The sequence below is a fragment of the Mycobacterium sp. genome, assembly GCF_002863225.1.
GTDB lineage: Bacteria > Actinomycetota > Actinomycetes > Mycobacteriales > Mycobacteriaceae > Mycobacterium.
This window is the reverse complement of record NZ_PKEK01000079.1, coordinates 17,342-41,305: the sequence shown is the minus strand read 5'-3', so window position 1 is coordinate 41,305 and position 23,964 is coordinate 17,342. Positions and strand designations below refer to the sequence as shown.

Below are 23,964 nucleotides of genomic sequence, written 5' to 3'. Positions count from 1 at the left end.
CACACTCCGGTCACTCGGCTTCGATGCCCGACCGCGGTGCGGTCGGCGATAGCGCTTAAGCGTACCGGCGATCGCAATTGCCAGGTCAGCGCGGTGACGATGCGGGCCGGTACGGCCACGGGAGGACGTCAGACGCGGCTGAGATGCGCCCGCAAGGCCGAGATCAATCCGGTGGTGGCCTGCGCGCTGCCTCCACCGAGCGGGAAGAGGCTGGCGAACCCGTGGGTCAGCGAGCCCATCGAACGCAGGTCGACATCGACCCCGGCGGCGCGCAGCGCGGCGGCATAGTCGTTGCCCTCGTCGCGCAACGGATCGAAGCCCGCCGTCGTGATCAGGACGGGCGGCAACCCCGACAGCGAGGCGGCACGCAGCGGCGAGATACGAGGATCGGCCGGGTCGATGTCCGAACCACCCAGGTACTGCTCGGTGAACCAGTCGATATCGGCCTTGGTGAGAAGAAAGCCGTCGGCGAACAGGCTCAGAGACCTGGTCTGCGCGGCGAAGTCGGTGCGCGGGTAGATCAGCCATTGCAGTACTGGTTGCGGGCCTTGCGGATATTCGTCGCGGGCCAGCTGGGACACGATCGCCGCCAGGTTCCCGCCTGCGCTGTCGCCGCCGACCGCCACCTTCCCCGGCAGGGCGCCGAGCTCCGCGGCGTGCTCACCAGCCCATGCGAACGCCGCGTAGGCGTCCTCGATCGCGGCCGGAGCCGGGTGCTCGGGGGCCAGGCGGTAGTCGATCGACAGCACGTGGACGCCGGCGTCGCGAGCGGTCAAGCGGCAGAGCGGGTCGTGTGTGTCGAGGTCGCCGATCACCCAGCCGCCGCCGTGGAAGAAGACAACCAACGGCGCCGGGTCCGTCGTCGCAGGGCGGTAGTGACGGGCCGGAATCGAGCCGGCGGGGCCGGGAATCGACAATTCGCTGACCCCGACGTGGATCTGCGGGCCGGCGAAGCCCAACGTCATCTCGCGCATCTGGGCGCGCGAGACCGCGGCGTCCTCACCGAGGACCAGGCCGTTCATCCCGAATGCGCGCAGACCGGCCAGCGCCAATTGCAGGGTCGGGTCCAGGGTGTTGCCGTCGATGGTGATCGCGCGGCCACCGGACAGCAGCCGTTTGGCGCGGGTCGGCACCAACGGGATCACTTTCATTCCGGCGGTCGTCGCGGCGCTCTGCAATCTGCCGGCCCAACCTTTGGTGGTGAGCTTCGAATCCGGCACGCCTGGCAGACTTCGTGTCATGGCTAGTTCCTCGAGTCCCTCGGTCCCTCTGAACGACGGCAATTCGATCCCCGCCCTCGGATTCGGGGTGTTCAAAGTCCCGCCCGCGGACACCGAGGAGGCGGTGAGCACCGCGCTAAAAGCCGGATACCGCCACATCGACACCGCCGCGGCGTATCGCAACGAACGCGAGACCGGCCGTGCGGTCGCGGAGTCCGGCGTGCCCAGGGACGAACTGTACTTGGTCACCAAGCTGTGGAACTCCGAGCAGGGCTACGACAGCACACTGGCCGCGTTCGACGCCAGCATGGACCGGCTCGGCCTCGACTACCTGGACTTGTACCTGGTCCACTGGCCGGTTCCAGCCCTGAACAAGTTCGTCGACACCTTCAAGGCGTTCGCGCACCTGCGCGATCAGGGCCGGATCCGTTCCATCGGGGTCAGCAACTTCGAGCCCGAGCACATCAACGCGGTCGTCGACGCCACCGGCATCGTGCCCGCCGTCAACCAGATCGAGCTGCACCCGCGGCTGCCGCAAAACGAGCTGCGCGAGCTCCATGCCCGGCTCGGTATCGCGACCGAAGCATGGGGTCCGCTCGGCCAGGGATCGCTGCTGGCCGACCCCGCCGTCACGGCGGTCGCCGAGAGCGTTGGCCGGACACCCGCTCAGGTCCTGATCCGATGGCACCTTCAGCTGGGTAATATCGTCATCCCGAAGTCGGTGAATGCTGAACGAATTGCGAGCAACTTCGACGTGTTCGATTTCGAATTGACCAAAAGCGACATGTCGTCCATCTCGTCGCTCGACGACGGAAACCGGCTCGGTCCTGATCCACGAACCTTCGACTACACAGGCAGGTGAACGATGTCGGGCGGCCCTGACCTTTCAGTCCCCACCATTGCGCTCAATGACGAGAACACCATCCCAGTGCTCGGGCTCGGTGTCGCCGAGCTGTCCGACGAGGAGACCGAGCGGGCAGTGTCGACGGCACTCGAGGTCGGCTACCGCTTGATCGACACCGCCGCGGTGTACGGCAACGAAGAAGCCGTCGGGCGCGCCATCGCGGCGTCCGGTATCCCCCGCGCGGAACTGTTCATCACCACCAAGGTCGCCAACGCCGACCAGGGTTTCCAGACCAGCCAGGACGCCGTCAAGGTCAGCCTGGACAAGCTCGGCCTGGACTACGTCGACCTCTTCCTCGTTCACTGGCCGATGGCGCAGCTCGGCAAGTACGTGGACACCTTCGGCGGTCTGATCCAGGCCCGCGGCAACGGCCACACCCGCTCGATCGGCGTGTGCAACTTCAACGAGGAATACCTCGAGACGGTGATCGACCTGACCTACGTCACCCCCGCCGTCAACCAGATCGAGCTGCACCCGCTGCTCAACCAGGCCGAGCAGCGCGCGGTCAACAAGCAGCACAACATCGTCACCGAGGCGTACAGCCCGTTGGGTGTGGGCAAGGTCCTGGACGACGCAACGGTGGCGTCGATCGCCGCCGAATACGACCGCAGCCCCGCGCAGGTGCTGATCCGTTGGAGCATCCAGCTCGGCAACGTGGTGATCCCGCGCTCCGGCAACCCCGAGCGGATCGCCAGCAACATCGACGTCTTCGACTTCGAGCTCACCACCGAGCACATGGACGCGCTCAGCGGGCTCGACGACGGCACCCGGGTGCGCCCGGATCCGCTAACCTACACCGGCGACTAGTCATCCGGCCGGGCAGGTGCCGGCGGCCTGACGCAGCACATTGCTCGAGACCAGATCGATCGGCAACCCGTAGCCCCGGGACACCGCGATGAACTGCATCGCGTATTGGCAGTGGAACGCGGCGTTGGGCGGCATCCACAGTGCGGGCTGGGAGTCGCTCTTGTCCTGGTTGGCTTGTCCTTGTACGGCAAGGAGATTCGCTGGATCGTTGGCGAACCGGATTCGTTGCGCGTCGGGCCAGTCGTAGGCTCCCATGTCCCAGGCCAGCGCCAACGGCACGATGTGGTCGATCTGCACCGCCTCGCCGACCTTGGGGCCGCGGTGAAAGATGATGGTGGCGTTGATATACGGGTCGTGCAAGGTGCCCGTTGAGACCGCGTCGGGACAGCGTTTGGTCGCGATCAAGGTCTTGTCGACCAGGTCGCGATTGAGGATGTCGTTCCTGACTTCCTCAGGATTTTGGCGTGTTGCATCACTGTTTTGTGGCGCGATACCCATAGTGTTCGATCCGTGCAACGACCCGAGGCTGATGCGAGGGAGTGGTTGTTGACCTGGTCGGGGGGCGCTCTACCGGACCCGGCCTTTCACCCAGTATTGGCAGAACTCGATGACCTCGGCGAGAGAGAGCGTGCACTCGGTATCGGCCGGGATACGCCGGTATTGATCGCTCCGGACGGCAGCTGCGATCCGCGCCTTTGCGAGTTTGTCGTGTCTCCCCACTTCGCACGACTGAGCTCGTCGACGAAGAAATCGTATGCAGCCGATCTGCGAATGTGGCTGGAATATCTAGACACTCGCGGGAAAGGCTGGTCAGAGGCGTCTCCTCAAGACGTCAACACGTACTGGTAGTGGCGCTCACGCAGCGACCTCAACGAGCATTCCGTCAGCGGGTCGAAGGCCAACCGCGAGCTGGCCGCCATCTCCCTGCTCTATCGGTGGGCGTCGCACCGCACCAGAGGACACGTCGAGTTCAATCCCGTCGAGCGTGAATCACTCGGTCCGCTCGGTCGGGATCGGGCCACCGGAACGGTGTGCCGGTGCGGTCCCGCAACGTCGTCGCCGAGCGGGTCAAGTGGGTGACGCCGCGAACATTTCGCCTCTGGCGCCAAGTCGGTATCGAGGGCTACACACTCGACGACCTACGAGGTACCTCGTTCAAGGGACGAAATGCGCTGCGCAACAAAGCGATGATGGAGATGCTGTTCTCGTCCGGGCTGCGCATCACCGAAGGTGCCTCACTGTTGACACTCGAACTCCCATCCTGCGACCGACACGACGTCGGCCTGAACGAAGCCCGTCTAGCCGCCGCGGTCGCCAAGGGCCGCCACCCACGCACCTGGTATCTCTTCAACGACGCGTTGGCCATCGTCAACAGCTACATGACGACGACGAGACGAGTGTCCGTCGACCGAGCCAAACACCACAAGCGCTACGAGAACGCCGACCGGATCCTGGTCACGGACACCCGTCTGACCGCCGACGGCGTGAAACTGAAGTATTCGGGCCGATGGCGGCGCCCCGACGACATCGACATCGCCGACCGTCGGAGATTGCTCCTCGACACCGGCGACGGGCCGGAGCCCCTGTGGTTGTGGCTATCGGAAGCCGGCATGCCCCTGCCGGTGTCGGCGTGGACCGACGTCATGAGCGATGCCAATGATCGAGTGTTCGATGCGTTCAAAGAGATTCGCCCCGGCGGCGTCGTGAAACCGGGATCGCGGGCGCCGCGTCTGAGCCCACACAGCCTGCGACATTCGTTCGCCCTCTACATGCTCATTGCGCTGCATCGGGCCATCGACGTCCAGAACGGCAGCACGGGCAGCACCGGATACCACGAAGAGCGCTACCGGATGGCCTGGGAAACCGTACGCGACCTGCTGGGCCATCGTCACGAAGCCACAACCAGGGAGCGTTATCTCGCACCGTTGAACGGTGTGCGGCTCCGTTCGCTGATCGGCCACGCCGATCTGCAACGGGCACTCGCCGGGCTGGCCTCGCTTGACCCGCGTGTCCTCGACGTCACCCAGGCCGGCAATGGCTAGGCGACTCACCCGCAGCGAGCTGCTGCCGCCGAGCGACTTCGACAGCACCAGCACCGTCGAAGTGGAGCATCTGTCGTTCGTGGCGTCCAACGAGTCGGGCACTCGACAGGCCCTGGTCAGCCTGGTCAAGTTGCCTGGCACACACCAGCTGCGCCTGGAACTCATCACCGCCATGGCCTACTTGAACGGTCCGCGCGGCCGATGGCGATCAGCGGAAACCGCTCTGGCTCATTACGACACGATCGCATTCTTTCTCCGCTGGCTGGAAAGCGAAGATCTGCGACCGGACTCGGTGGCAGCCATCGACGGCGGAGTGTGGAACCGATGGATTCTGCGCAACGGCGGAGCGACCACCAGTGCCGGTGCCGCCCGGATCCGCAACGTGCGCAATGTACTCCGCGCCGCCGGAAACCTGTCGGCATCCTTGACCGCGGTGTTGTCGCGACGCACCGGGAAACCCGAACCACGCTTGCAGACCTCCTACACCCACGAGGAGTTCCGCCAGATCCGACGAGCGTCGCGACAAGTCGTGCACCGCGCGGCACGAAGAATCGACGCCAATGCCGAACTTCTCGCCCGCTATCGCGGCGGACAGGATCTCACTGCTCCCCAGACGCGCATCGCCCTTGCCCTCGCCCAGGTCGCCGATCTCGGCATGCGGGTGTCGGAGTCGGCCTGCCGCGACCTCGGGGCGAGTCGACCACGGGGGGTGTCCGCGCGGGCCGCACAGGATCACCTCTTCCTGACACCGCACGAGGCCTGGGCGTGCGCGGTCCTGCTCACCGCCGAAGCGGGATGGAATCCGTCGGTCGTCGATGAACTCGCGGTGCCCGACAACGTCGCCGGCGTCGCCGACGGTGTGGACGTGTTCACCATCAGGATCGACAAGCCTCGCCGTGGAAGCTACCGCCACAGCACCACCACGGAGGTCGTCGAACCCGGCGGTGAGACCGGACGAGCACTCAAGTGGGTCATCGCCGCCACCGAACCGGCTCGCGACGTCCTGGCGTCCATCGACGAGCCAACAGACCGGCTTCTCATCTACGCCCGCCACAAGGGGTACACCGCCGACGACCGATTCGCGTTAGGCACCCCCAACGGCACCGTCCGGCGGCTTTCGACGTGGGCGCCGTGTGGTCCCATCTCGCTGCAACGACTGCGCCGCACCCGCCAGGTCATCTTCGATCGCACACCCACCCAGAACAGCCGCAACGTCCACGACGACGCCTATGTCCTCAACGACTCCGCGACCCGCGACGAATCCCGCCCCATCATCGAGACGGGTCTGACCAACGCGCTGAGCACCGCCGAGAACTACGTTCAGCTGCGCATCGTCGCCGAGAACGCGGTGGACGAGCGCATCCGCTCCGGGCTCGCCGACACCGTCATCGCGGCCTGCTCCGACTTCCAGCACCACCCCGGCACCTATGCCCTGTGCACCGACTCGTTCCTCGCCTGCCTGGGATGCGCCAACGCCATCGCGACGCCGCGACACCTGGGCCGACTGGTCGTCCTGCACGCCGCCCTCGAAGAACTCCGCAGCGCATTGTCCGAGACGGAATGGCGACAGCGGTGGCAGCTTCATCACCAGCGTCTCTGCGACGTGCTCGACCACCACAGCACCGACGCCGAACGTGCCCACGCGATAGCCGCCGCCACCGACGCGGAACGCGAACTGGTCGGTCGACTCCTCGACGGTGAGCTGTCGGCATGACGGCGTCCGCACAAACCGAATTCGCCGCCACCCCGTATCGGCTGCCGTCGCCCGGCGACCCGTCGATCATCGCGCAGCGGGTCCACACATCCGAGGCGGCGGTGGCTAACTTCGCCGACTCGCGCTGGCCGCTGGCACCCCTGGGAGCACCGGCCGCCGTCAAGCCCGGCCTACTCACGTGGGACCGCTTCCCCGAACAACTGCGGGAGTCGTTTCGACGGGCCGCATGGCTGCTGATCAACACCGAGGCGCCGGAAGTCACCCTCGACAGGAGCGGCTCGAGCGGCGTGGAATGGTTCAGCGCCAGCACCATTCGTACCACCGTGATGTACGACTGGCTGATATTCGCCCACTGGGTCGACGAACGGGGCATCGGACGACTGAGCGATCTGACCCGCGACGACCTGGAACTGTTCGTCCGGCATCTCGGCGAGAAGGGCGTCAGCCGGGGCACCGCCGCGCGGACGCTACGCGGCCTGACACGGCTGTGGGCGCACGCACCCCACCTACCACCTGGTGACGCGCTACCCATGCCGCCCTGGGAAGACGAACCGATCTCCGACCTGCTGGGCCGGGGCGAGCGACGCGGGGAGAACACCACACGGATCATCCATCCCGCGACGATGGCACCCCTGCTGTTGTGGGCGCAGCGATTCCTCGACTTCGCCGACGACATCGCCGCAGCCACCGCGCGGTGGAACACCCGACTTGCTCGGATACCCGGATGCGAAACCCGTGCCGGGTTCGCGAAAGCTTCTCCTCTAGTACAGGATTGGATCCGCGACGGCGTCACGTCCCTACCAGCCCGACTACAACACGGACAGCCCTGTTGGGACGTCCAATACCTCGCCGCGATGCACGGCGACGTCCATCCCTCCGACATCTCCAACGCCCTGAAGGCATCCGGGCGCGACTTCGCACTGGACCTCGACGCCGCCAAACCGATCGACAGTCCGATCATCGCCACCATTGACGGCAGACCGTGGTGTGACCACATCGACTACGCCGACCTACCCACATTGCACAAATCCCTGTCCGCGGCCTGCCTGGTGATCATCACCTACCTGACCGGAATGCGACCACACGAAGCACTGGCGCTCAAACCCGGATGCTGCCGCGTCGAACGTTTCGACGGCACCGTGCGGTACACCGTCAGCGGACGCAAACACAAACGGGTACGACGCGACGGACGCACCGATCCCGAAGGCGCGCAACGCACATGGGCGACGATCAAGCCGGTCGCCGCTGCGATCGCCACCCTGGAACGGGTCTACCCCGACGAGAACACCCTGTTCCCGATGATGCGCGACAGCAACGCCATCCTCGACCCGGTGAACGCCTCCAAGAGGATCACCGCGCTGATCGACACCGCCAATCGGCTGCGCGACGATCGGCACCTCCCACAGGCCTACGCCATCCCACCCGACCCGGCAGGCGCGGTCACGCTACGGCGCTTCCGTCGAACGTTGGCCTGGCACATCCGCCGCCTGCCCCAGGGGAAGATCGCGCTGGCCGTCCAATACGGACATCTCACCGTGCGCGAAGGCGAGGGGTACGCGGGCCTCAAGACCGACGGCTTCGCCGCCCTAATGGAACGCGAGGAGCTCACCGCCATCGTCGACACGATCGAACGTACTCGCGGCGACGTCGCGTCCGGCGCGCGCATTTCAGGGCCGGCAGGACAGCGGTTGTTCTCCGCCCTCGACGCCGCGCCCCGGTTCAGCGGAACGTTCCTCAGCGCCGCAGACCTCAACCGCGTCAAGCGCGATACGCGACTGCGCGTCTACGACAACCCCAAGCAGTTCCTGACCTGCCTGTTCGATCCGAACCGAGCGGCCTGCCTCCACGGGCGCACCAGCAGGTCGACCGAACCGCGGCTCGATCACTGCGTGGAGCATTGTGCGAACATCGCGCGTACCGACCGCCAGGTCGCCGACATGCAGCGGGAAGTTGCGCGGTTACGGCGGGAAGCCGCGAGCCCGGCAACCCCGGAGCCGTTGGCGCAGCGGATGCTGCACCGCGCCGACACGTTCGCCGCGGCAGCCGCCCACCACGACGCGACCTCTGCCGAGGTAACGCTCCGCGCGACCGAACCCACCGCACTCGGGAAGCCCGCCTCATGACCCCACCCGACCCGACCGCGACCACACCCCCCGGCGACGTGACGGCGCAGCTGCTGGCCGCCATGGTGCGGGTCCTGTCGGGACGGCCGTCGACGGCTCGGGCCGGTGATCTCACCATCACCGCGGTGGCCGCCGAGTCGGGGCTCAAACGCCACTACCTGACACACAAGCACCCCGAGTTGAAGGACCTCTTCTACCAGCTACGCGACCATCATCACAACCCCGTCAAAACCGATGCTGCACAGCTGAAATCGGACATCGAGGATCTTCGGCACCGACTCGGCGACGCTAACGACCAACGCCGCAAGTGGAAGGCCACCGCGGAGACGTTCGCCCGTGCCATCCAGGTTCTCACTCTGGAGAACGACCGGCTGCGGCAAAACCAACCAGCCGGTGGCCGCGTCACCACCATCTCGGCGTTCCCCGACCCCGCATCGTGACCGGACCGGTCGAACCGGTCCGCCCAGGACCCGCCGCCTCCAACCGCCCGCAAAGTGTCGCCGCCCCGCACGACTGGCTTGGCGAAGCGTTCCCGGCCGTGGCCCTGACCGCGCTCGTCCTCATCTAATCGATGCCGCTGGGCTCCTCCGCACGCGCCGAACCCGTAGCGACCACCGCGACGGTGTTGCGGGTCGTGGACGTGTACAACGTCGACATCGGGCCACCACCCACTCCGAGTACGCGAGCTCGCTGGTCCAATATGGTCGAGCGCAGCATCATCGGCTATTCACTTAGTCCCCCGGGGCGAACTGTGGCGCAACGGCTACGTCGAATCGTTCAACTCCCGTATCTCTACGAATGCCTTAACATCAACAGCTTCTGGTCGCTGGCCCAGGCCCGCGTCGACATCGGCGACTGAAAGCACGAGTTCAACCACCATCGCTGGCATTCATCGCTGGGCTGCTTACCCTCAGCCCCGGCTGAACCCACCGATGGACGACGCTCGTTCGCCGTGAACCAGGTCCACGGGTTTGATCAGTCGCCATACGCACTAGCTTCCATCCGGCCCGTGAACCTGCCGATCAGGCGGGTCCGGCCGGGGGCGACCCGGGCCCACAGGTCAAGGGCGTGGGCGTCCGGGCCGGCGACGACCCGGGCCTTGTCCTTCGCGATGGCATCGACGATGCGGCGCGCCAGGCGCGCTGGCGATCGCATGGCAACTGGCGCGATCCGCGACGACCCCATCTGGGACAAGAGGTCCCGGTGGCTTCCGCGCGCCGTGTCGGTAATGCCAGTGCGATGCGCACCCGGGAAGACGGTCGTGAGTCCGACGTCCGTGGAGACCAGTTCACCGCGCAGCGCCTCCGAGAACGACCGGACCGCTCCCTTGGTCATGGCGTACGACGCGTTGTGCGGGAGGCCGAGAATGCCCACCATGCTGGACACGTTCACGATGTGCGCCTCGTCCTGCTCGAGGAGCACCGGCAGGAAGGCGTGGCAGCCGTGGACGACACCCCAAAGGTTGATGCCCACGATCCAGCGCAGATCGTCGAGCGACTCCTTGGTGAAGGAACCCGCCGACGTGACACCGGCGTTGTTGACGAGGATGTGCACCGCTCCATGGTGCGCGACCACCTCGCCGACAAGGTCCGCCATTTGATCGGCGTCCGAGACGTCGACGAGGTGAGCGGACGCGTCGATCCCGCTGTCGAGCAACAGGTCTCGAGTGGCCTCGGCCCTTTCGCGCCGAACATCGACCACTGCAACTGCACAGCCGCGACGGGCGAGTTCGAGCGCGACCTCCCGACCGATCCCCCCGCCTGCGCCGGTGACGACCGCGACGCGGCCTGTGAGTTCACGCACGTCGATCTCTCTGAACAGGGATGAAGGGACAGCGAGTGCGCGTGAAGATCGTCGGCATGCACTTGTTGCAGTGGATGCAGGCGGACCGGACCGACGAGTCCCGAGCGATTCGGCGCAGCAGGTCCGGCTCGCGGAGCAACGCCCGCCCCATGGCGACGTACTCGAAGCCCGCCGCGAGGGCAGCGTCCATCCCTTCAGCGTCCGTGACGCCGCCGAGGTAGACCAGGGGCATCGCAAGCTGACGGCGGAACCGCCGGGCCGTCTCCATCAGATACATCGGCTCGTAGGGGTACTCACGAAGGAAGGCGCGCCCCACCAGGCGCATGCCTGCGCCGACCGGGGGTGGCATGGTCGCGGCCATCTCGCGACGAGGAGCGGCCCCCCGGAAGTAGTACATCGGGTTGAGGAGTGAGCTCCCAACTGTCAGTTCGAGAGCGTCGAGGTAACCGTCCTGCTCGAGCAGCTGGGCGACGCGGATGCTCTCGTCGGGTCGCAATCCACCCGGCACCCCATCGTCCATGTTGAGCTTCGCGATGACCGCTATCTGATCGCCCACTTCGAGGCGAATCGCCTCGGAGATCTCGCGCGCCAAGCGAGCGCGCGACAGAGTGTCGCCCCCGTAGCCGTCACGTCGGCGATTGAGCAGTGGGCTCATAAACGCACTCACGAGATAGTTGTGGCCGAAATGCACCTCGACGGCGTCGAACTCGGCTTCCACGGCGTAACGTGCCGCTTCGGCGTGCGCGCGAACGATGGCCCGGACACCCCCCGCGTCGGGTCGCTGAACAATCGCCATCCCGAGCGGGCTGAACAATCGAGACGGTGCGATCGCCGGGAGGCGGTTGGAGGCGGCGTTGGCGACCGGGCCGGCGTGGCCGATCTGCGCGGAGACAAGGGCCCCGGTGGCATGCACCGCCGAGGCCAGTCGGCGCAGACCGGGCACTGCTTCCGGACGCATCCAGATCTGGTGCCGATCGGTGCGCCCTGCCTCGGACACCGCACAATAGGCCACGGTCGTCATAGCCACCCCACCCTCGGCGTGGGCGACGTGGAAGTCGATCAGCTCGTCGGTGACCACTGCGTCGGGTGTTCTGCCTTCGAACGTCGCCGCCTTCAGCACGCGGTTCCGCAGACGCAGCGGACCGAGGTCGGCCGACGTGAAGATGCTGCTCGGTGGGCTCACCACGCGGCTCGTTGCCTCACTCACCGCTCCTGCACCCCGCTACTGTCGGCAGTCAAACCGGCAACGACGAACCTGACCATCGCTTTGACGTCGTCCTCGGCCGGAGCGGAACGTCGGACGATCGGATTGCCGAACTCGAGCAGGATGAGCCGGAAGGCGAGCACCCATCGCCGTGCGAGCTCATCGTCGGCAATCTCCGGACACGCACGGCGGACCAGCCCAACGAAGGGACTGAGTGCGAACCACTCATTCGTCCACGGCTGTGGCCCGGGAGCGAACAAGATGCGCGTCAACAAATGGAGTCGCACCTGACCGACCGGGTCTGCCGCCAAACCACGCAGGGGCGCGACGATCGCCTCGACACACGTGGCAACGTCCACGTTGCCCACGTCTGCCACCAGATCGCGGAGCCGGTCAGTCCACAGGGGGCCGAGCCGGTCCTGGAGGACTGCCGCGACCAACGCGGCCTTCGATCCGAAGTGGTACCGCACTGCCGCGACGTTGGCATCGGCACGGGCACAAACCGCACGGACCGAGAGATCCTCATACGACGTGGTGAGGAGCAGCTCCTCGGTTGCATCGATCAGCCTTGCACGAACGGGCGACTTCGCGAGGCTCTCAGTGGGCACTCAGCCATTCAATCACTGTTTCCATCACTGATTCAAGCAATGTTGGGCATTGGTTGCATCGTGGCTTCGCTTCTGGCTGAGGCAGGGCTCTCGTGCAGATCGCCACTGGTGGCTGACCAGCCGCCTGGCTGAGCTCGGGATCCCATGGGTTGAGTGTTCGCCCGTGTCGGTTGTCTTCGCCGAACCAGCTGCGAGTCGCGGCGGTCGCGGCGGTCGCATCGTGCCTGGCGAGCCGATTCTGCTCACCGATACGCGCGGCGCTGCCGGCGAGAAATCCTTCGGGGGTGGATGAGGACACCTCGCCAGCGAATCTGTGGCCGGTCCCGCTGGCCGGGCTCGCCGAATGCATCGAGCGGATTGCCCGCATGCAGGTCGAGGAAGCCCGTGCAGATCCGTGCTACCGAAATCGATTCACCAACCGTCCAGTACACGGCCATATCGCACTCCGAATAACGCCTCCCTCATCGGCTGCTCGGACATGTCGCTGCCGCGTCACGCAACACCGGCACCGACGGTTCATCAACAGCCAACCCGTAGCCCCGCATCACCGCGATGAACTGCATCGCGTACTGGCAGTGAAACGCGGCGTTCGGCGGCATCCACGACGCCGGCTCTTTATCGCCCTTGTCCTGGTTCGCCTGCCCCTGCACCGCCAGGAGATTGGCGGGATCGTTGGCGAACCGGACGCGCAACGATTCCGGCCATGCCCATGCACCCTGATCCCATGAATAGGCCAGCGGCACGATGTGCTCGATCTGTATGGCCGCACCAGTCTTGTTGCCGCGCTGGAAGTTTACCGTCGTACTTGTGTATGGATCATGCAGAACACCCGTGGCCACCGCACGAGGGCAACGACTGATCGCCACATAGGTCTTGTCGATCAAATCGCGATCGAGGATGTCGTTCCTCGTATCGCACAGGTTATGTCCGCCAGGCGCATCGGTGTCATCAGTCCACGCCTCTCCGAACGCCGCGCGGCGATAGTCCCCATGACGGACACGGACCGGCACCACCGGAACTCCAGCCAGAACATCGACGCCAGCAGTCACCGTCGGTAGATCCGCCCCGGCAATCAACGTCGACGGCCCTGTCGACGAGATCACCGTTTGGACGGCCACCACAACCGCCAGAACGGCAGCTGCACCCGACCACGCCAGCCTCGCCCGACTCATCGGAGGGTTCCCTGCTTGAAACCGACTTCTTGTAACGTCTCACGCAACACGTCAAACCCCCCAAGGAAGCGGGTGTCGCATCCGTTGTGACCACCGGGGGCGTCGTTGTCGTCGGTCCAGGCGTCGCCGAACGCCGCCCGGCGGTAGTCGTAGTGCCGAGTCCGCCACGGCACCACGGTGATTCCGCCCAGCACGTCGACGCCGGGCTGAACGGTCGGTACGTCGGCGCGGGCAGCGAACTCCCGGGTGCGGTCCCCGGTGGAGGTGATCACCGCCTGGTAGGCCACCAGCACGGTGAGAAGCGCAGTCGCTGACAGCCACAGCCACCGTTTGCGGGTCACTTGCGCCGCTCCTCCTCGGGACCACCCGCATCGTCGCCGGCGGTGCATCTGCGCCGCTCCTCCTCGGGACCACCCGCATCGTCGCCGGCGGTGCATCTGCGCCGCTCCTCCTCGGGACCACCCGCATCGTCGCCGGCGGTGCAACTGCGCCGCTCCTCCTCGGGACCACCCGCATCGTCGCCGGCAGTCACGACTTGTCCAGGAACTCGATGCGCTCGTTGCCGGTGAACGGTGCCGCCAGCAGCGCCAGCCCGGCGTGGGCGCGTGAATCGTCGTAAACCTGCTCGCAGAAATCGCGGGCCGCTTCGATGACCTCCCGATGGTCGATCAGCGACAGCAGTCGCAGCGTGATCGCGCGTCCGGACTGGCTGCGGCCCAGCACATCTCCCTCACGCCGTTCCTGCAGATCGAGATCGGCGAGCTCGAACCCGTCCAGCGTCCCGGCGACCGCGGTCAGCCGGCGGCCGGCACGTGAGTGCGGGGCCATCCAACTGGCCAGCAGGCAGATGCTGGCGTGCTGGCCCCGCCCGATACGGCCACGCAGTTGGTGCAGCTGGCTGATCCCGAAGCGGTCGGCATCCATCACCAGCATCACCGTCGCGTTGGGAACGTCGACGCCGACCTCGATGACCGTGGTGCAGACCAGCACGTCGATTTCGCGGGCGCGGAACGCCGTCATCACAGCGTCCTTCTCGTCACCGCTCAACCGTCCGTGCATGAGTCCCAGCCGGAGCCCGGCCAGCTGTTCTTGACCAAGCCGCGCATAGAGCTCTTCGACTGTCGCCGAGGGTCTTTGGTCATTCTCGCTCTGACCGCCGCTGTCGGAGTCGTCGATTCGGGGAGCCACCACGTAGGCCTGCCGGCCCTCGCGCACCTCCTCGATGATCCGATGCCAGGCCCGGTCCAGCCAGGCCGGCTTCTCCTTGACGAAGATCGCGGTGGTGGTGATCGGCTGCCTACCCCGGGGCAGCTCGCGCAACGTCGACGTTTCGAGGTCGCCGAATACGGTCAGGGCCACGGTCCGCGGTATCGGGGTCGCGGTCATCACCAGCAGATGCGGCGTTACGCCGGCAGGCGCTTTGGCCCGCAACTGGTCTCGCTGCTCGACACCGAAGCGGTGCTGCTCGTCGACGACCACCATACCGAGCTTGTGGAACTCGACGGTGTCTTGTAGCAAGGCGTGCGTGCCGACGACGATGCCGACCTCACCGCCGGCGATTTCGGCACGCACCTGCTTCTTCTGGGCCTGCGACATCGAACCGGTCAGCAACGCCAGCCTGGTGGCATTGTCCTGTCCGCCGAGTTGGCCGCCCATCGCCAGCGATCCCAGTACATCGCTGATCGATCGAAGATGTTGCGCGGCAAGTACTTCGGTGGGCGCAAGAAGCGCACACTGGTATCCGGCATCGACCATCTGCAGCATCGCCAACACCGACACGATGGTTTTGCCCGAGCCGACTTCACCCTGGAGGAGCCGGTTCATCGGCCGGCTCGCCGCGAGCTCAGCGGAGAGCACGTCGAGCACCTCACATTGACCGGCGGTCAGATCGAACGGCAAGCGATGCAGCAGTTCGTGTTTGAGGCCTTCGGGCGCGGAGGGCGCCACCGGCCCGGACTGCGCGAGTTCGCCGTGGCGCCGGCTCACCAGCGCCCATTGCAGGCCGACTGCCTCGTCGAAGGCCAACCGCTCACGCGCTCGTCGCCGATCGGCGTCGCTCTCGGCGAGGTGGATTGCCCGCAGCGCCTCGTCTTCGGATAGTAAATTGTGTTCGGCACAGAGCTTTTCGGGTAGCGGGTCGGCGACCGGGTCGAGCACCTCGAGCACCTGCCGCACGCAGTTGAAAATGTCCCAGCTCTGCAGCTTCGCACTGGCCGGGTAGATCGGGTAGAAGGTGCGTTCGAAGGCTTCCTGCAGCACTTCCCCGCTCACCGCCTGCGATGCCTCAGCGATCATCTTCAGCGACCGGCTGCCGTGGTTGCGACCGTCAGCGCTGTCGAGCACCAAAAAGTCGGGATGGGTGAGCTGCATCGCGTTGCGGAAGTAGCCGACTTCCCCGGACAGCATGACGCGGGTGCCCTTGGACAGCTGGTCGGTGATCCATTTCTTTGGATGAAAGAACGTGGCGGTGACCTTGCCGCGGCCAGATCCCAGAGTGACACGAAACAGCTTGTCTTTAGGTCGGTTTCGGATCGGCAGTAAAGCGGTGTCGGTGATTTCGTCGACCAGGGTGACGTGTTCACCCTCGGGCGGTTGCTCGTCATCGGTGCCGCGGACCGAGGCGCCGACGACGTAGCTGCGCGGGTAGTGGCGAAGCAGGTCGTCGACAGTGCGGATGCCGAACACGTCGTAGAGTGGGCCGGCGGCCTTGGCGCCGAGGACGTAGTCCAGGCGGTCGGTGAGCGATGCCATGGTCACTCGACCCCGATCAGCAACGCGTCACCACGGTGCTCGGTGCGGTAGATCGCGAGCTCGATTCCGAGGTGGTGATCGTGGACGTGACGACGCAAGGCGGCCTCGACGGAGTCGACGTCCACGCCATCGCCGGCCAGCACGGTGATCAACTCACCACCGGCGCCGAGAAACAGGTCGATCAGCCCGGTTGCGGCCCCCGCGACATCGGGAGCCACGATCAAGACCTCGTCGCCCGCGACGCCCAGCCCGTTGCCCGGCTCGCAGGCGCCGGCCCAGGTCAACGCGGTTTCGGTCGCGACCCGCACCGCCCCGTGCCGGGCACTGCCCGCTGCCCGGGCCATCGTGTAGCCGTCGTCGACGGCTTGGCGGCCCGGTTCGTGAACCGCCAGCGCGGCCAGGCCCTGCACCATCGAGCCGGTGGGCAGCGGCACCACGTCGATGCCCCAGCCGATGGCTGCGGTGCAGCCGGCCACCAGTTCTTCGGCCGGTACGTAACCGTTGGGCAGCACCATGACCTGCGCCGCCCCGGTATCGACGACCGCGCGCAACAGCTGCTGAGCGGTGATGACCGTGGCCGGATCTTCGGCGAGCGGGTCGGGCCGCAGCACGCAGGCGCCTTCGTCGGCGAACAATTCGGCGGCGCCGTCACCGTCGACCATGGCCAGCACCGCACGCTCCCGCGTCCAGCTGCCCGGCGGCAATCCACTGGTACCGCTGGTCAGCATCGAGATCTGGATCCGGCGGGGGTTCCCGAAAACCAGGCCGGCTTCGATCGCCGCGCCGGCGTCGTCGGTATGGACGTGGACCGAGTAGCCCCCGACGACACCGGACGTCGCGATGGCGACCGATTCGCCGAGCTCGTCCAGGCGCTCACGCAGCTGGTCGGCTCCCTCGTCGTCGCACCCGCCCAGCAGGTACATCACCTCGAATTGTGGCGCGGGCGGTTGCGCCGGCAGCTCAACTGCCTGCCGTCGCGGGGCCGGGTCGTAGACCTTGCGGCTGGGCGCCTGACCGGTGAGCGTCGAGCGCAGCGCGTCGAGCAGAACCAGCAGGCCACGGCCGCCGGCATCGACCACGCCCGCATCGCCGAGCACATCGAGCTGGTCGGGCGTTTTCTCCAGGGCGACCACCGCTGCGTCACCGGCGGCGGTGACAGCCTGCGCCAGCCCACTCCCGGCCTCGGCAGCCTTGTCGACGGCCTCGCCGGCGGCTTTGAGCACCGACACGATCGTGCCCTTGACCTCACGACCGCCCATCGAGGCGACGACGAGTTCGACCCCGCGGTGCAGCGCTGCGCCGAACAACGCGGCGTCGATTTCGGGCAGGTGCCCGTCTGAGTCGGCAGCCGCCCGGGCGGTGACGTCGGCGATGCCGCGCAGAATCTGCGACAGGATCACCCCGGAGTTGCCCCGGGCGCCGTTCAACGCGCCCGAGGAGAGGGCCGCCGCGGTCTTGACCACGTCGGCGGATTTCGCCTCGGTGTTGGCCTCGGCCAGCGCCGAACGCATGGTGAACAGCATGTTGACGCCGGTGTCAGCGTCGGCGACCGGGAACACGTTGAGGCGGTTGATCTCGTCGATGTGGGTGATGAGGTCGCCGACCGCGGTGTGCGCCCAGTCCCGCAACGCGGACGCATTCAGCGCACGAGTTGGCTCAGTCAGCCCCGACCCCACCGGAATCCCACCTCCTCGCGCCGCCATCGGTGCGCGCCAGCCTATCCACTCGCGGCGACAGCACAGGTGACGAGACACCGGCCGTTTGTTGATGGTTTTGGCAGTTCTGCCCGGCGGCAGCTATTCTTGCCAGGTCGTCGGGCCACCCGTCGCTTGGTTGTTGGCCCCAGAGTCTGAGGAGTTTCACCTATGGCTGCCGTCTGCGATATCTGCGGGAAGGCCCCCGGCTTCGGTAAGTCGGTGTCGCACTCCCATCGCCGGACCAGCCGCCGGTGGGATCCCAACATCCAGAGCGTCCGGGTCGCCGACCGTCCCGGCGGCAACAAGCACCGTGTCAACGTATGCACGTCGTGCATCAAGGCCGGCAAGATCGTCCGAGGCTAGAACCCGCCGATCCACCGGCTGCTACGGCAGCCGCCAATCGATCGGCTCGGCGCCCATCTGGGCCAGCAACTCGTTGGCGCGGGTGAACGGGCGCGATCCGAAGAACCCCCGTGATGCCGACAGCGGCGAGGGATGGGGCGATTCGATCGACCGGCAGTCGCTTCCTGTCAGCATCGGCTTGAGCGTCGACGCGTCGCGCCCCCACAGGATGGCGACCATCGGCTGTTGACGTTCCACCAACGCGCGAATCGCGTGCTCGGTGACGCCCTCCCAGCCTTTGCCGCGATGGGATGCCGAATTACCCGGCTGGACCGTGAGCACTCTGTTGAGCATCATCACCCCGCGCTGCGCCCACGGCGTGAGGTCGCCGTTGCCAGGCGCCGGAAACTCCAGATCGCTGGCGTATTCGCGAAAGATGTTCTCCAGGCTGCGCGGCAACGGTCGCACGTCGGCGGCCACCGAGAAGCTGAGGCCGACAGCGTGCCCGGGCGTCGGATAGGGATCTTGGCCCACGATCAGCACCCGTACCTTGTCGAACGGAAAAGTGAACGCGCGCAACACGTTCTCCCCAGCGGGCAGGTAGCCGCGACCGGATGCGATTTCCTCTCGGAGAAACTGTCCCATCTTGGCGACCTGATCCTCGACCGGCTGCAACGCGGTGGCCCAGCCCTCGTCGACGAGATCGCGCAAAGGCTTAGCGGTCACGCCGATCCCCTCGCGGAGACGGCGTGGCGGGCACAGTCGAGCGAAATACCATGGCACTCAGTTGATTTCAACCAGGTTCGAGATTCAGCCTGATCGGCAAGGGACTTCGAAACTGTTCTCCTCCGATCCAGGTGACACCCGAATGACCTGTGTCCGTTCGTCACGAATACATCCACCGGGTCACCCTACTGCGCGCCCGTCGGCCCCTCCTGCACGCACCTCACCGTTCGGAATACGACTGCCACCCGGCGTAACCGTCCCACGACGCCCCGTCGACGAGCACAGCCGCCGGACCGTCGAGCACCCGCCCGATCGTCCGCCAACCGTGAGGGACCCGACCGCTGAACGCCGCCACCAGAGCGTGGTCCTCACCGCCGCCGAGCACCCAGTCCCACGCGTCGGCCCCGACCGCTGCGGCGGCGCCGGCCAACGCATCACGGTCGACGCTCAACGCCTCGGTGCTCAGGTCGACCGTCACGGCGGACGCGTCGGCGACATGACGCAGATCGCCGACCAGCCCGTCGGAGATGTCGATCATCGCCTCAGCGCCCGCCTGGGCGGCAACGACACCCTGGCGGTACGGCGGTTGTGGAACCACATGGCATTGCCGCAGCTCGTCGAACTGATCAATACCGTTGTCCCACAGCGCATATCCAGCAGCTGAACATCCGAGGCGCCCGGCGACAGCCAGCAGCGAATCGGCTCGTGCGCCGGATCGCAACACCGGCGCACGACCTTCGAGGTCGCCGAGCACGGTCACCGACACCACCCACAGCGGGCTGCTGACCAGGTCTCCCCCGACGATCGCTGCGTCGATCCGCTCGGCCTCAGCCCACATTCCGTCGAACAACTCATCGACCTGCGCGACCGGCGTATCGTGCGGCGCACCGAAGCCGACGACGAACCCGGTGACCCTCCCGCCCATCGCTTCGATGTCGGCAGCGTTCTGCGCCATGGCTTTACGGCCGACGTCGTGTGGCGTCGACCAGTCCCGCCGAAAGTGGCGGCCCTCGATCAGCATGTCGGTGGACACCACGACCCGCCCGTCGCCGCTGGACACCACCGCACCGTCGTCACCGGGTCCGACGAGCACACCGGCGAACGCGGCCCGGCCCCGGGTCAGGCGGTCGATGACCTCGAATTCGCCGACCTCGCCGAGTGTGCGTTCCGAGGCGTTGCCGTCCACGCCCACCTCCTCGCCGATCGCCGTCTGGAAACCACGGTAGGTTCTACAACGCCGAGACCGAGCAGAGGGTGAGGGAATGGCCGACTCCGATGGCCCGCCACGGGCCGCGCTGATCACCGCGTTGGTGATCGCGATCGGCACGATCGGCGTGATTCTGGCCGTTGCGGCGACCCGCCACCGGACGGCCCCGGCCGTCATCGCCGCCGTACCCGCGCCGCATGCGCACGATTCCTCCTGCCAGAAGCTGACCGACGCGCTGCCGCAGCAACTCGGCGACTACACCCGGGCCCAGGTCGTCCAGCCGGCTCCGGTCGGCGCCGCGGCGTGGCAGCCGGCCGGCAAGGGTGACCCCGTCGTGCTTCGGTGTGGTCTCGAGCGTCCGTCGGATTTCGTCGTCGGATCCCCGATTCAAGTTGTCGACCGGGTGCAGTGGTTCGAAGTCAGCCAGGACCAGCGCAGCACCTGGTACGCGGTCGATCGGGAGGTCTACGTGGCGCTGACGTTGCCGCAGGGCTCCGGGCCGACGCCGATCCAGCAGATCTCCGAGCTGGTCGACCGAATCCTGCCGGCCCGCCCGGCCGACCCGTCGAGGGGCTGATCAGCCCAGGCCGGTCCCCCGGGACAACGCGGTGTCCACCATCGTGGCCAACAAACTCTGATAATCCACACCGCTGGCCGCCCACATCCGCGGATACATCGAGATCGTGGTGAAGCCCGGCATCGTGTTGACCTCGTTGATCACCGGTCCGTCCTCGGTGAGGAAGAAGTCCACCCGCGCCAGACCCCGGCCGTCGATTGCCTTGAACGCCCGAATTGCCAAGTCGCGCACCGCATCGCTGACGTCGTCATCGATTTTCGCGGGCACGTCGAGCTCGGCGGCGTCATCGAGGTACTTCGTCGCGAAGTCGTAGAAGGAATCCTCGCGTCCGCGGACCCCAGCCACACGAATCTCCCCCACGGTGCTGGCTTGCACTGTGCCATCCGGGAATTCGAGCACACCGCATTCCAGCTCCCGACCGACGATCGCCGACTCGATGATCACCTTGGGGTCGTGCTTGCGGGCGTGGTCGATAGCCCCGGCCAAATCCGCGCGGCCGGCCACCCGGCTGACCCCGATCGAGGAGCCGCCGCGGGCAGGCTTGACGAACGCCGGAAGACCCAGTCGGTCAAGCTGATCGGCCGGCAACGAGGACTCCGACGGCCGCAGCACCGCATAGTCGCCGATCGGCAGTCCTTCGGCCACCAGCAGCTTCTTGGTGAACTCTTTGTCCATTCCGGCCGCGCTGGCCAGCACACCGGCACCGACGTATGGGACACCGGCCAGCTCGAGCAGGCCCTGGATGGTGCCGTCCTCGCCGTACGGCCCGTGCAAGACCGGGAAGACCACGTCGACCGATGCCAGCACCTCGGCCCCTCCGGGCGCCAGCGACACCAGCTGACCGGCACGGCGCGGGTCCGCGGTCAACGCCAGCTCGGTGCCCGAGTCCGACGTCACGTTCGGCAGCTGCCGGTTGGCGATGGCCAACGCTTCGGGATCGCCATCGGTCAGCACCCACGAACCTTCCGGGGTGATGCCGACCGCGACGACTTCGAACCTGGCCGGGTCGAGGTTGCGCAGAATGCTGCCCGCGGAGACGCATGAAATCGCGTGCTCGTTGCTGCGTCCGCCGAAGACGACGGCGACCCGGACACGCCCCGAACCGGGAGTGCTGGACGGCAAACGGGCGCTCACAACGTGTGAGGCTACCGTCTGGCGTTGCGGTGCTGGTTACGAGCTCATTCCGGCTTGGTGCTGCGCCCCAGCAACGCGACCACCGCCTGGTCCACCGACAACCCCTTGTGGCACACCCGGTGGACGGCGTCGGTGAGCGGCATCTCGACGTCGTAGCTGGAGGCCAGCGCCAGCACCGACTCGCAAGAGGTGACCCCTTCGACGACATGACCGCCCCGGGCCCGCATGGCTGCCTCCATGCTTTCGCCCCGCCCCAGACTCTCGCCGAAGCTGCGGTTGCGGGACCGCGGCGAGGTGCAGGTGGCGACCAGATCGCCGACGCCGGCCAGCCCCGCCAGCGTCGCGCCCTTGGCGCCCACGGCGATCCCGAATCGCATGATCTCGGCCAGACCGCGGGTGATGATCGCCGCCGCGGTGTTCTCGCCCAGGCCGACCCCGGCCGCCATGCCGCAGGCCAGCGCGATCACGTTCTTGCAGGCGCCGCCGATTTCGGTGCCGATCACGTCGGCGTTGGTGTAGGGCCGGAAGTAGGCGGTGTTCAGCATGCGCTGCAGGGCCACGGCGCGGCCGGAATCGGGGCAGGCGATCACGGTGGCCGTGGGTTGCTGGTCGACGATTTCGTTGGCGAGATTCGGCCCCGAGATCACCGCGACCTGCGACGGATCGGCGCCCGTGGCGGCGACAATGACCTGGCTCATCCGCATCAGCGTGCCCAGCTCGATGCCCTTGGCCGCGCTGACCAGGGTCGCGCCCCGCGCCACCAGGCCGGCCCACTGCTCCAGATTGCTCCGCATCGTCTGCGCGGGAACTGCCAGCAGCACCGTCGTGGCTGCGCTGAGCGCCTCGGCCGGGTCGGCGGTGGCATGGATGCCGTCCGGCAACCGCACGCCAGGTGCGTAGTCAGGGTTGGTCCGGGTCTCGTTGATCTGGTCGGCAATGTCGGAGCGTCGTGCCCACAGGGTGACTTCACCGCCGGCGTCGGCCAGCAGCTTGGCCAGCGCCGTGCCCCACGCACCGGAACCCATTACTGCTGTCGTGGTGGGCATGGTTCGGCAATGTCCCGTCTGGTCAGTGATCTCTAACTCCCGGCGCTACACGGTAGCTCAGCGACGGTGCAGGCCGGCACGGCCTGAGAAGTAGCTGGGCCAGGCAACCACGCTCAGCGACGAGGGGGCGAGCTAGGCCCTGGCAGGATGGGGCGGTGAGCCACAGCAGAGTCGGCGCCGACGGAGACGTCGGTCTGATCGTGGCCGTCAAGCGTCTGAGCGCCGCCAAGACTAGGCTCGCGCCGATGTTCTCCCCGCCGGCCCGGGAGGACATCGTGCTGGGCATGTTGGTCGACACCCTCACCGCCGCAGCGCAGGTGAGTTCGGTCGGTCTGATCACCGTGGTCACCCCGGACGATGTCGCGGCCGCGGCGGCGATCGAGCTCGGCGCCGTCGTGCTCGCCGATCCGACACGTGACGGCCACCCGAACCCGCTCAACAACGCGATCGCCGCGGCTGAGCGCGTCGTCGCCGAATCGACCGCGAATATTGTTGTCCTACAGGGAGATCTGCCTGCGCTGCAGACCAGTGAACTCAGCGAGGCGATCGCGCAGGCGCGACTGCACCGGCGCAGCTTCGTCGCCGACCGGGCCGGTACGGGCACCGCGGCGCTGTGTGCGTTCGGAACCGCACTCGACCCGCGGTTCGGCCTGAATTCATCAGCCCTGCACCGAAATTCAGGCGCAACCGAACTCACCGGCGACTGGCCGGGGTTGCGTTGCGATATCGATACCCCCGAGGATCTGGCGATCGCGCGTGGCCTCGGCATAGGGCCGGCCACCTTGACAGCGCTCGAACGATCGGAGTCCCAGGCGGGGTAACGACCGGTGAACACCGGCTCAACGGCAAATGTCCCGTTGCCGGTCGGTAGCAGCATCCCCCACCGA

The 23,964-nt window shown here is 66.8% G+C and carries 22 protein-coding genes and 3 pseudogenes; 11 read left to right on the top strand and 14 right to left on the bottom strand.

Annotated features, from left to right (window positions below; all coding sequences use genetic code 11):
• Nucleotides 1-128: 128 nt before the first annotated feature.
• Entirely contained in the window at nucleotides 129-1,241 is a 1,113-nt protein-coding gene (locus CYU59_RS23885; RefSeq protein WP_293003503.1) for an alpha/beta hydrolase, read from the bottom strand.
• Between CYU59_RS23885 and CYU59_RS23880 the strand changes: the two genes are divergently transcribed.
• Together CYU59_RS23880 and CYU59_RS23875 are read left to right on the top strand one after the other, a co-directional pair.
• Nucleotides 1,240-2,082 carry an aldo/keto reductase gene (locus CYU59_RS23880; protein WP_293003501.1) on the top strand — a complete coding sequence of 281 codons (843 nt, stop codon included), beginning with the start codon at nucleotides 1,240-1,242 and terminating at the stop codon, nucleotides 2,080-2,082. The genes CYU59_RS23885 and CYU59_RS23880 overlap by 2 nt on opposite strands.
• 3 nt (nucleotides 2,083-2,085) lie before the next feature.
• On the top strand, nucleotides 2,086-2,931 hold the full coding sequence (locus CYU59_RS23875) for an aldo/keto reductase (RefSeq protein ID WP_293003499.1): 846 nt from the start codon (nucleotides 2,086-2,088) through the stop codon (nucleotides 2,929-2,931).
• On the opposite strand, the pseudogene CYU59_RS23870 reads toward CYU59_RS23875, so the two are convergent.
• Nucleotides 2,932-3,381, bottom strand: a pseudogene (locus CYU59_RS23870) (HNH endonuclease family protein); the annotation flags it as partial.
• A 60-nt stretch (nucleotides 3,382-3,441) separates the two neighbouring features.
• Here CYU59_RS23870 and CYU59_RS29075 point away from each other — a divergent pair.
• The 6 genes and pseudogenes from CYU59_RS29075 to CYU59_RS23845 form a co-directional block, all read left to right on the top strand.
• Nucleotides 3,442-3,780, top strand: a complete 339-nt coding sequence (locus CYU59_RS29075) for a site-specific integrase (protein ID WP_363115245.1) — start codon at nucleotides 3,442-3,444, stop codon at nucleotides 3,778-3,780.
• A 188-nt stretch (nucleotides 3,781-3,968) separates the two neighbouring features.
• Nucleotides 3,969-4,973, top strand: a complete 1,005-nt coding sequence (locus tag CYU59_RS23865; RefSeq protein ID WP_293003497.1) for a tyrosine-type recombinase/integrase — start codon at nucleotides 3,969-3,971, stop codon at nucleotides 4,971-4,973.
• On the top strand, nucleotides 4,966-6,687 hold the full coding sequence (locus tag CYU59_RS23860; protein WP_293003495.1) for a hypothetical protein: 1,722 nt from the start codon (nucleotides 4,966-4,968) through the stop codon (nucleotides 6,685-6,687). The genes CYU59_RS23865 and CYU59_RS23860 overlap by 8 nt, the downstream gene beginning before the upstream one ends.
• Nucleotides 6,684-8,810 (top strand): hypothetical protein, encoded by a 2,127-nt coding sequence (locus CYU59_RS23855; protein WP_293003493.1) that lies wholly within the window; start codon nucleotides 6,684-6,686, stop codon nucleotides 8,808-8,810. The genes CYU59_RS23860 and CYU59_RS23855 overlap by 4 nt, the downstream gene beginning before the upstream one ends.
• Nucleotides 8,807-9,250: a hypothetical protein gene (locus CYU59_RS23850; protein ID WP_293003482.1), complete on the top strand. Its 444-nt coding sequence runs from the start codon at nucleotides 8,807-8,809 to the stop codon at nucleotides 9,248-9,250. The genes CYU59_RS23855 and CYU59_RS23850 overlap by 4 nt, the downstream gene beginning before the upstream one ends.
• Before the next feature lie 285 nt (nucleotides 9,251-9,535).
• A pseudogene (locus CYU59_RS23845) lies at nucleotides 9,536-9,666 on the top strand (integrase core domain-containing protein); the annotation flags it as partial.
• 119 nt (nucleotides 9,667-9,785) lie between these two features.
• Here the strand turns inward: CYU59_RS23845 and CYU59_RS23840 are convergent.
• The 8 genes and pseudogenes from CYU59_RS23840 to CYU59_RS23805 all read right to left on the bottom strand — a co-directional run bounded on the left by CYU59_RS23840 (nucleotide 9,786) and on the right by CYU59_RS23805 (nucleotide 18,051).
• Complete coding sequence (locus tag CYU59_RS23840) at nucleotides 9,786-10,613, bottom strand: SDR family NAD(P)-dependent oxidoreductase (protein WP_293003468.1); 828 nt, start codon at nucleotides 10,611-10,613, stop codon at nucleotides 9,786-9,788.
• Nucleotides 10,606-11,820, bottom strand: coding sequence for an NADH:flavin oxidoreductase (locus CYU59_RS23835; protein WP_293003466.1), 1,215 nt, complete (start codon nucleotides 11,818-11,820; stop codon nucleotides 10,606-10,608). Before CYU59_RS23835 ends, CYU59_RS23840 begins: the two co-directional genes overlap by 8 nt.
• Nucleotides 11,817-12,425: a TetR/AcrR family transcriptional regulator gene (locus tag CYU59_RS23830; RefSeq protein ID WP_293003464.1), complete on the bottom strand. Its 609-nt coding sequence runs from the start codon at nucleotides 12,423-12,425 to the stop codon at nucleotides 11,817-11,819. Before CYU59_RS23830 ends, CYU59_RS23835 begins: the two co-directional genes overlap by 4 nt.
• 461 nt (nucleotides 12,426-12,886) lie before the next feature.
• Nucleotides 12,887-13,597, bottom strand: coding sequence for an HNH endonuclease family protein (locus tag CYU59_RS23825; RefSeq protein WP_293003462.1), 711 nt, complete (start codon nucleotides 13,595-13,597; stop codon nucleotides 12,887-12,889).
• 68 nt (nucleotides 13,598-13,665) lie between these two features.
• A pseudogene (locus CYU59_RS23820) lies at nucleotides 13,666-13,938 on the bottom strand (hypothetical protein); the annotation flags it as partial.
• On the bottom strand, nucleotides 13,935-14,129 hold the full coding sequence (locus tag CYU59_RS23815) for a hypothetical protein (protein WP_293003460.1): 195 nt from the start codon (nucleotides 14,127-14,129) through the stop codon (nucleotides 13,935-13,937). The pseudogene CYU59_RS23820 and the gene CYU59_RS23815, both read right to left, overlap by 4 nt.
• On the bottom strand, nucleotides 14,126-16,348 hold the full coding sequence (recG, locus tag CYU59_RS23810) for an ATP-dependent DNA helicase RecG (protein WP_293003458.1): 2,223 nt from the start codon (nucleotides 16,346-16,348) through the stop codon (nucleotides 14,126-14,128). Before recG ends, CYU59_RS23815 begins: the two co-directional genes overlap by 4 nt.
• Nucleotides 16,349-16,350: 2 nt before the next feature.
• Nucleotides 16,351-18,051, bottom strand: a complete 1,701-nt coding sequence (locus CYU59_RS23805; protein ID WP_293003456.1) for a DAK2 domain-containing protein — start codon at nucleotides 18,049-18,051, stop codon at nucleotides 16,351-16,353.
• 162 nt (nucleotides 18,052-18,213) lie between these two features.
• On the opposite strand from CYU59_RS23805, the gene rpmB reads away from it, so the two are divergent.
• On the top strand, nucleotides 18,214-18,408 hold the full coding sequence (gene rpmB / locus CYU59_RS23800; RefSeq protein ID WP_293003454.1) for a 50S ribosomal protein L28: 195 nt from the start codon (nucleotides 18,214-18,216) through the stop codon (nucleotides 18,406-18,408).
• Between the two features lie 21 nt (nucleotides 18,409-18,429).
• Here rpmB and CYU59_RS23795 read toward each other — a convergent pair whose 3' ends face one another.
• Nucleotides 18,430-19,113 carry a uracil-DNA glycosylase gene (locus CYU59_RS23795; RefSeq protein ID WP_293003452.1) on the bottom strand — a complete coding sequence of 228 codons (684 nt, stop codon included), beginning with the start codon at nucleotides 19,111-19,113 and terminating at the stop codon, nucleotides 18,430-18,432.
• Nucleotides 19,114-19,333: 220 nt separating this feature from the next.
• Nucleotides 19,334-20,299, bottom strand: coding sequence for a thiamine-phosphate kinase (locus tag CYU59_RS23790; protein ID WP_293003450.1), 966 nt, complete (start codon nucleotides 20,297-20,299; stop codon nucleotides 19,334-19,336).
• 76 nt (nucleotides 20,300-20,375) lie between these two features.
• Here CYU59_RS23790 and CYU59_RS23785 point away from each other — a divergent pair, with 76 nt between their 5' ends.
• Nucleotides 20,376-20,897 (top strand): DUF3515 domain-containing protein, encoded by a 522-nt coding sequence (locus tag CYU59_RS23785; RefSeq protein ID WP_293003448.1) that lies wholly within the window; start codon nucleotides 20,376-20,378, stop codon nucleotides 20,895-20,897.
• Here the strand turns inward: CYU59_RS23785 and CYU59_RS23780 are convergent, their stop codons facing one another.
• Together CYU59_RS23780 and CYU59_RS23775 are read right to left on the bottom strand one after the other, a co-directional pair.
• Nucleotides 20,898-22,019: a D-alanine--D-alanine ligase family protein gene (locus CYU59_RS23780; protein ID WP_293003676.1), complete on the bottom strand. Its 1,122-nt coding sequence runs from the start codon at nucleotides 22,017-22,019 to the stop codon at nucleotides 20,898-20,900.
• Between the two features lie 56 nt (nucleotides 22,020-22,075).
• Complete coding sequence (locus CYU59_RS23775; RefSeq protein ID WP_293003446.1) at nucleotides 22,076-23,077, bottom strand: NAD(P)H-dependent glycerol-3-phosphate dehydrogenase; 1,002 nt, start codon at nucleotides 23,075-23,077, stop codon at nucleotides 22,076-22,078.
• A gap of 155 nt (nucleotides 23,078-23,232) precedes the next feature.
• Between CYU59_RS23775 and cofC the strand changes: the two genes are divergently transcribed.
• Entirely contained in the window at nucleotides 23,233-23,898 is a 666-nt protein-coding gene (cofC, locus tag CYU59_RS23770; RefSeq protein ID WP_293003444.1) for a 2-phospho-L-lactate guanylyltransferase, read from the top strand.
• Nucleotides 23,899-23,964: the final 66 nt, after the last annotated feature.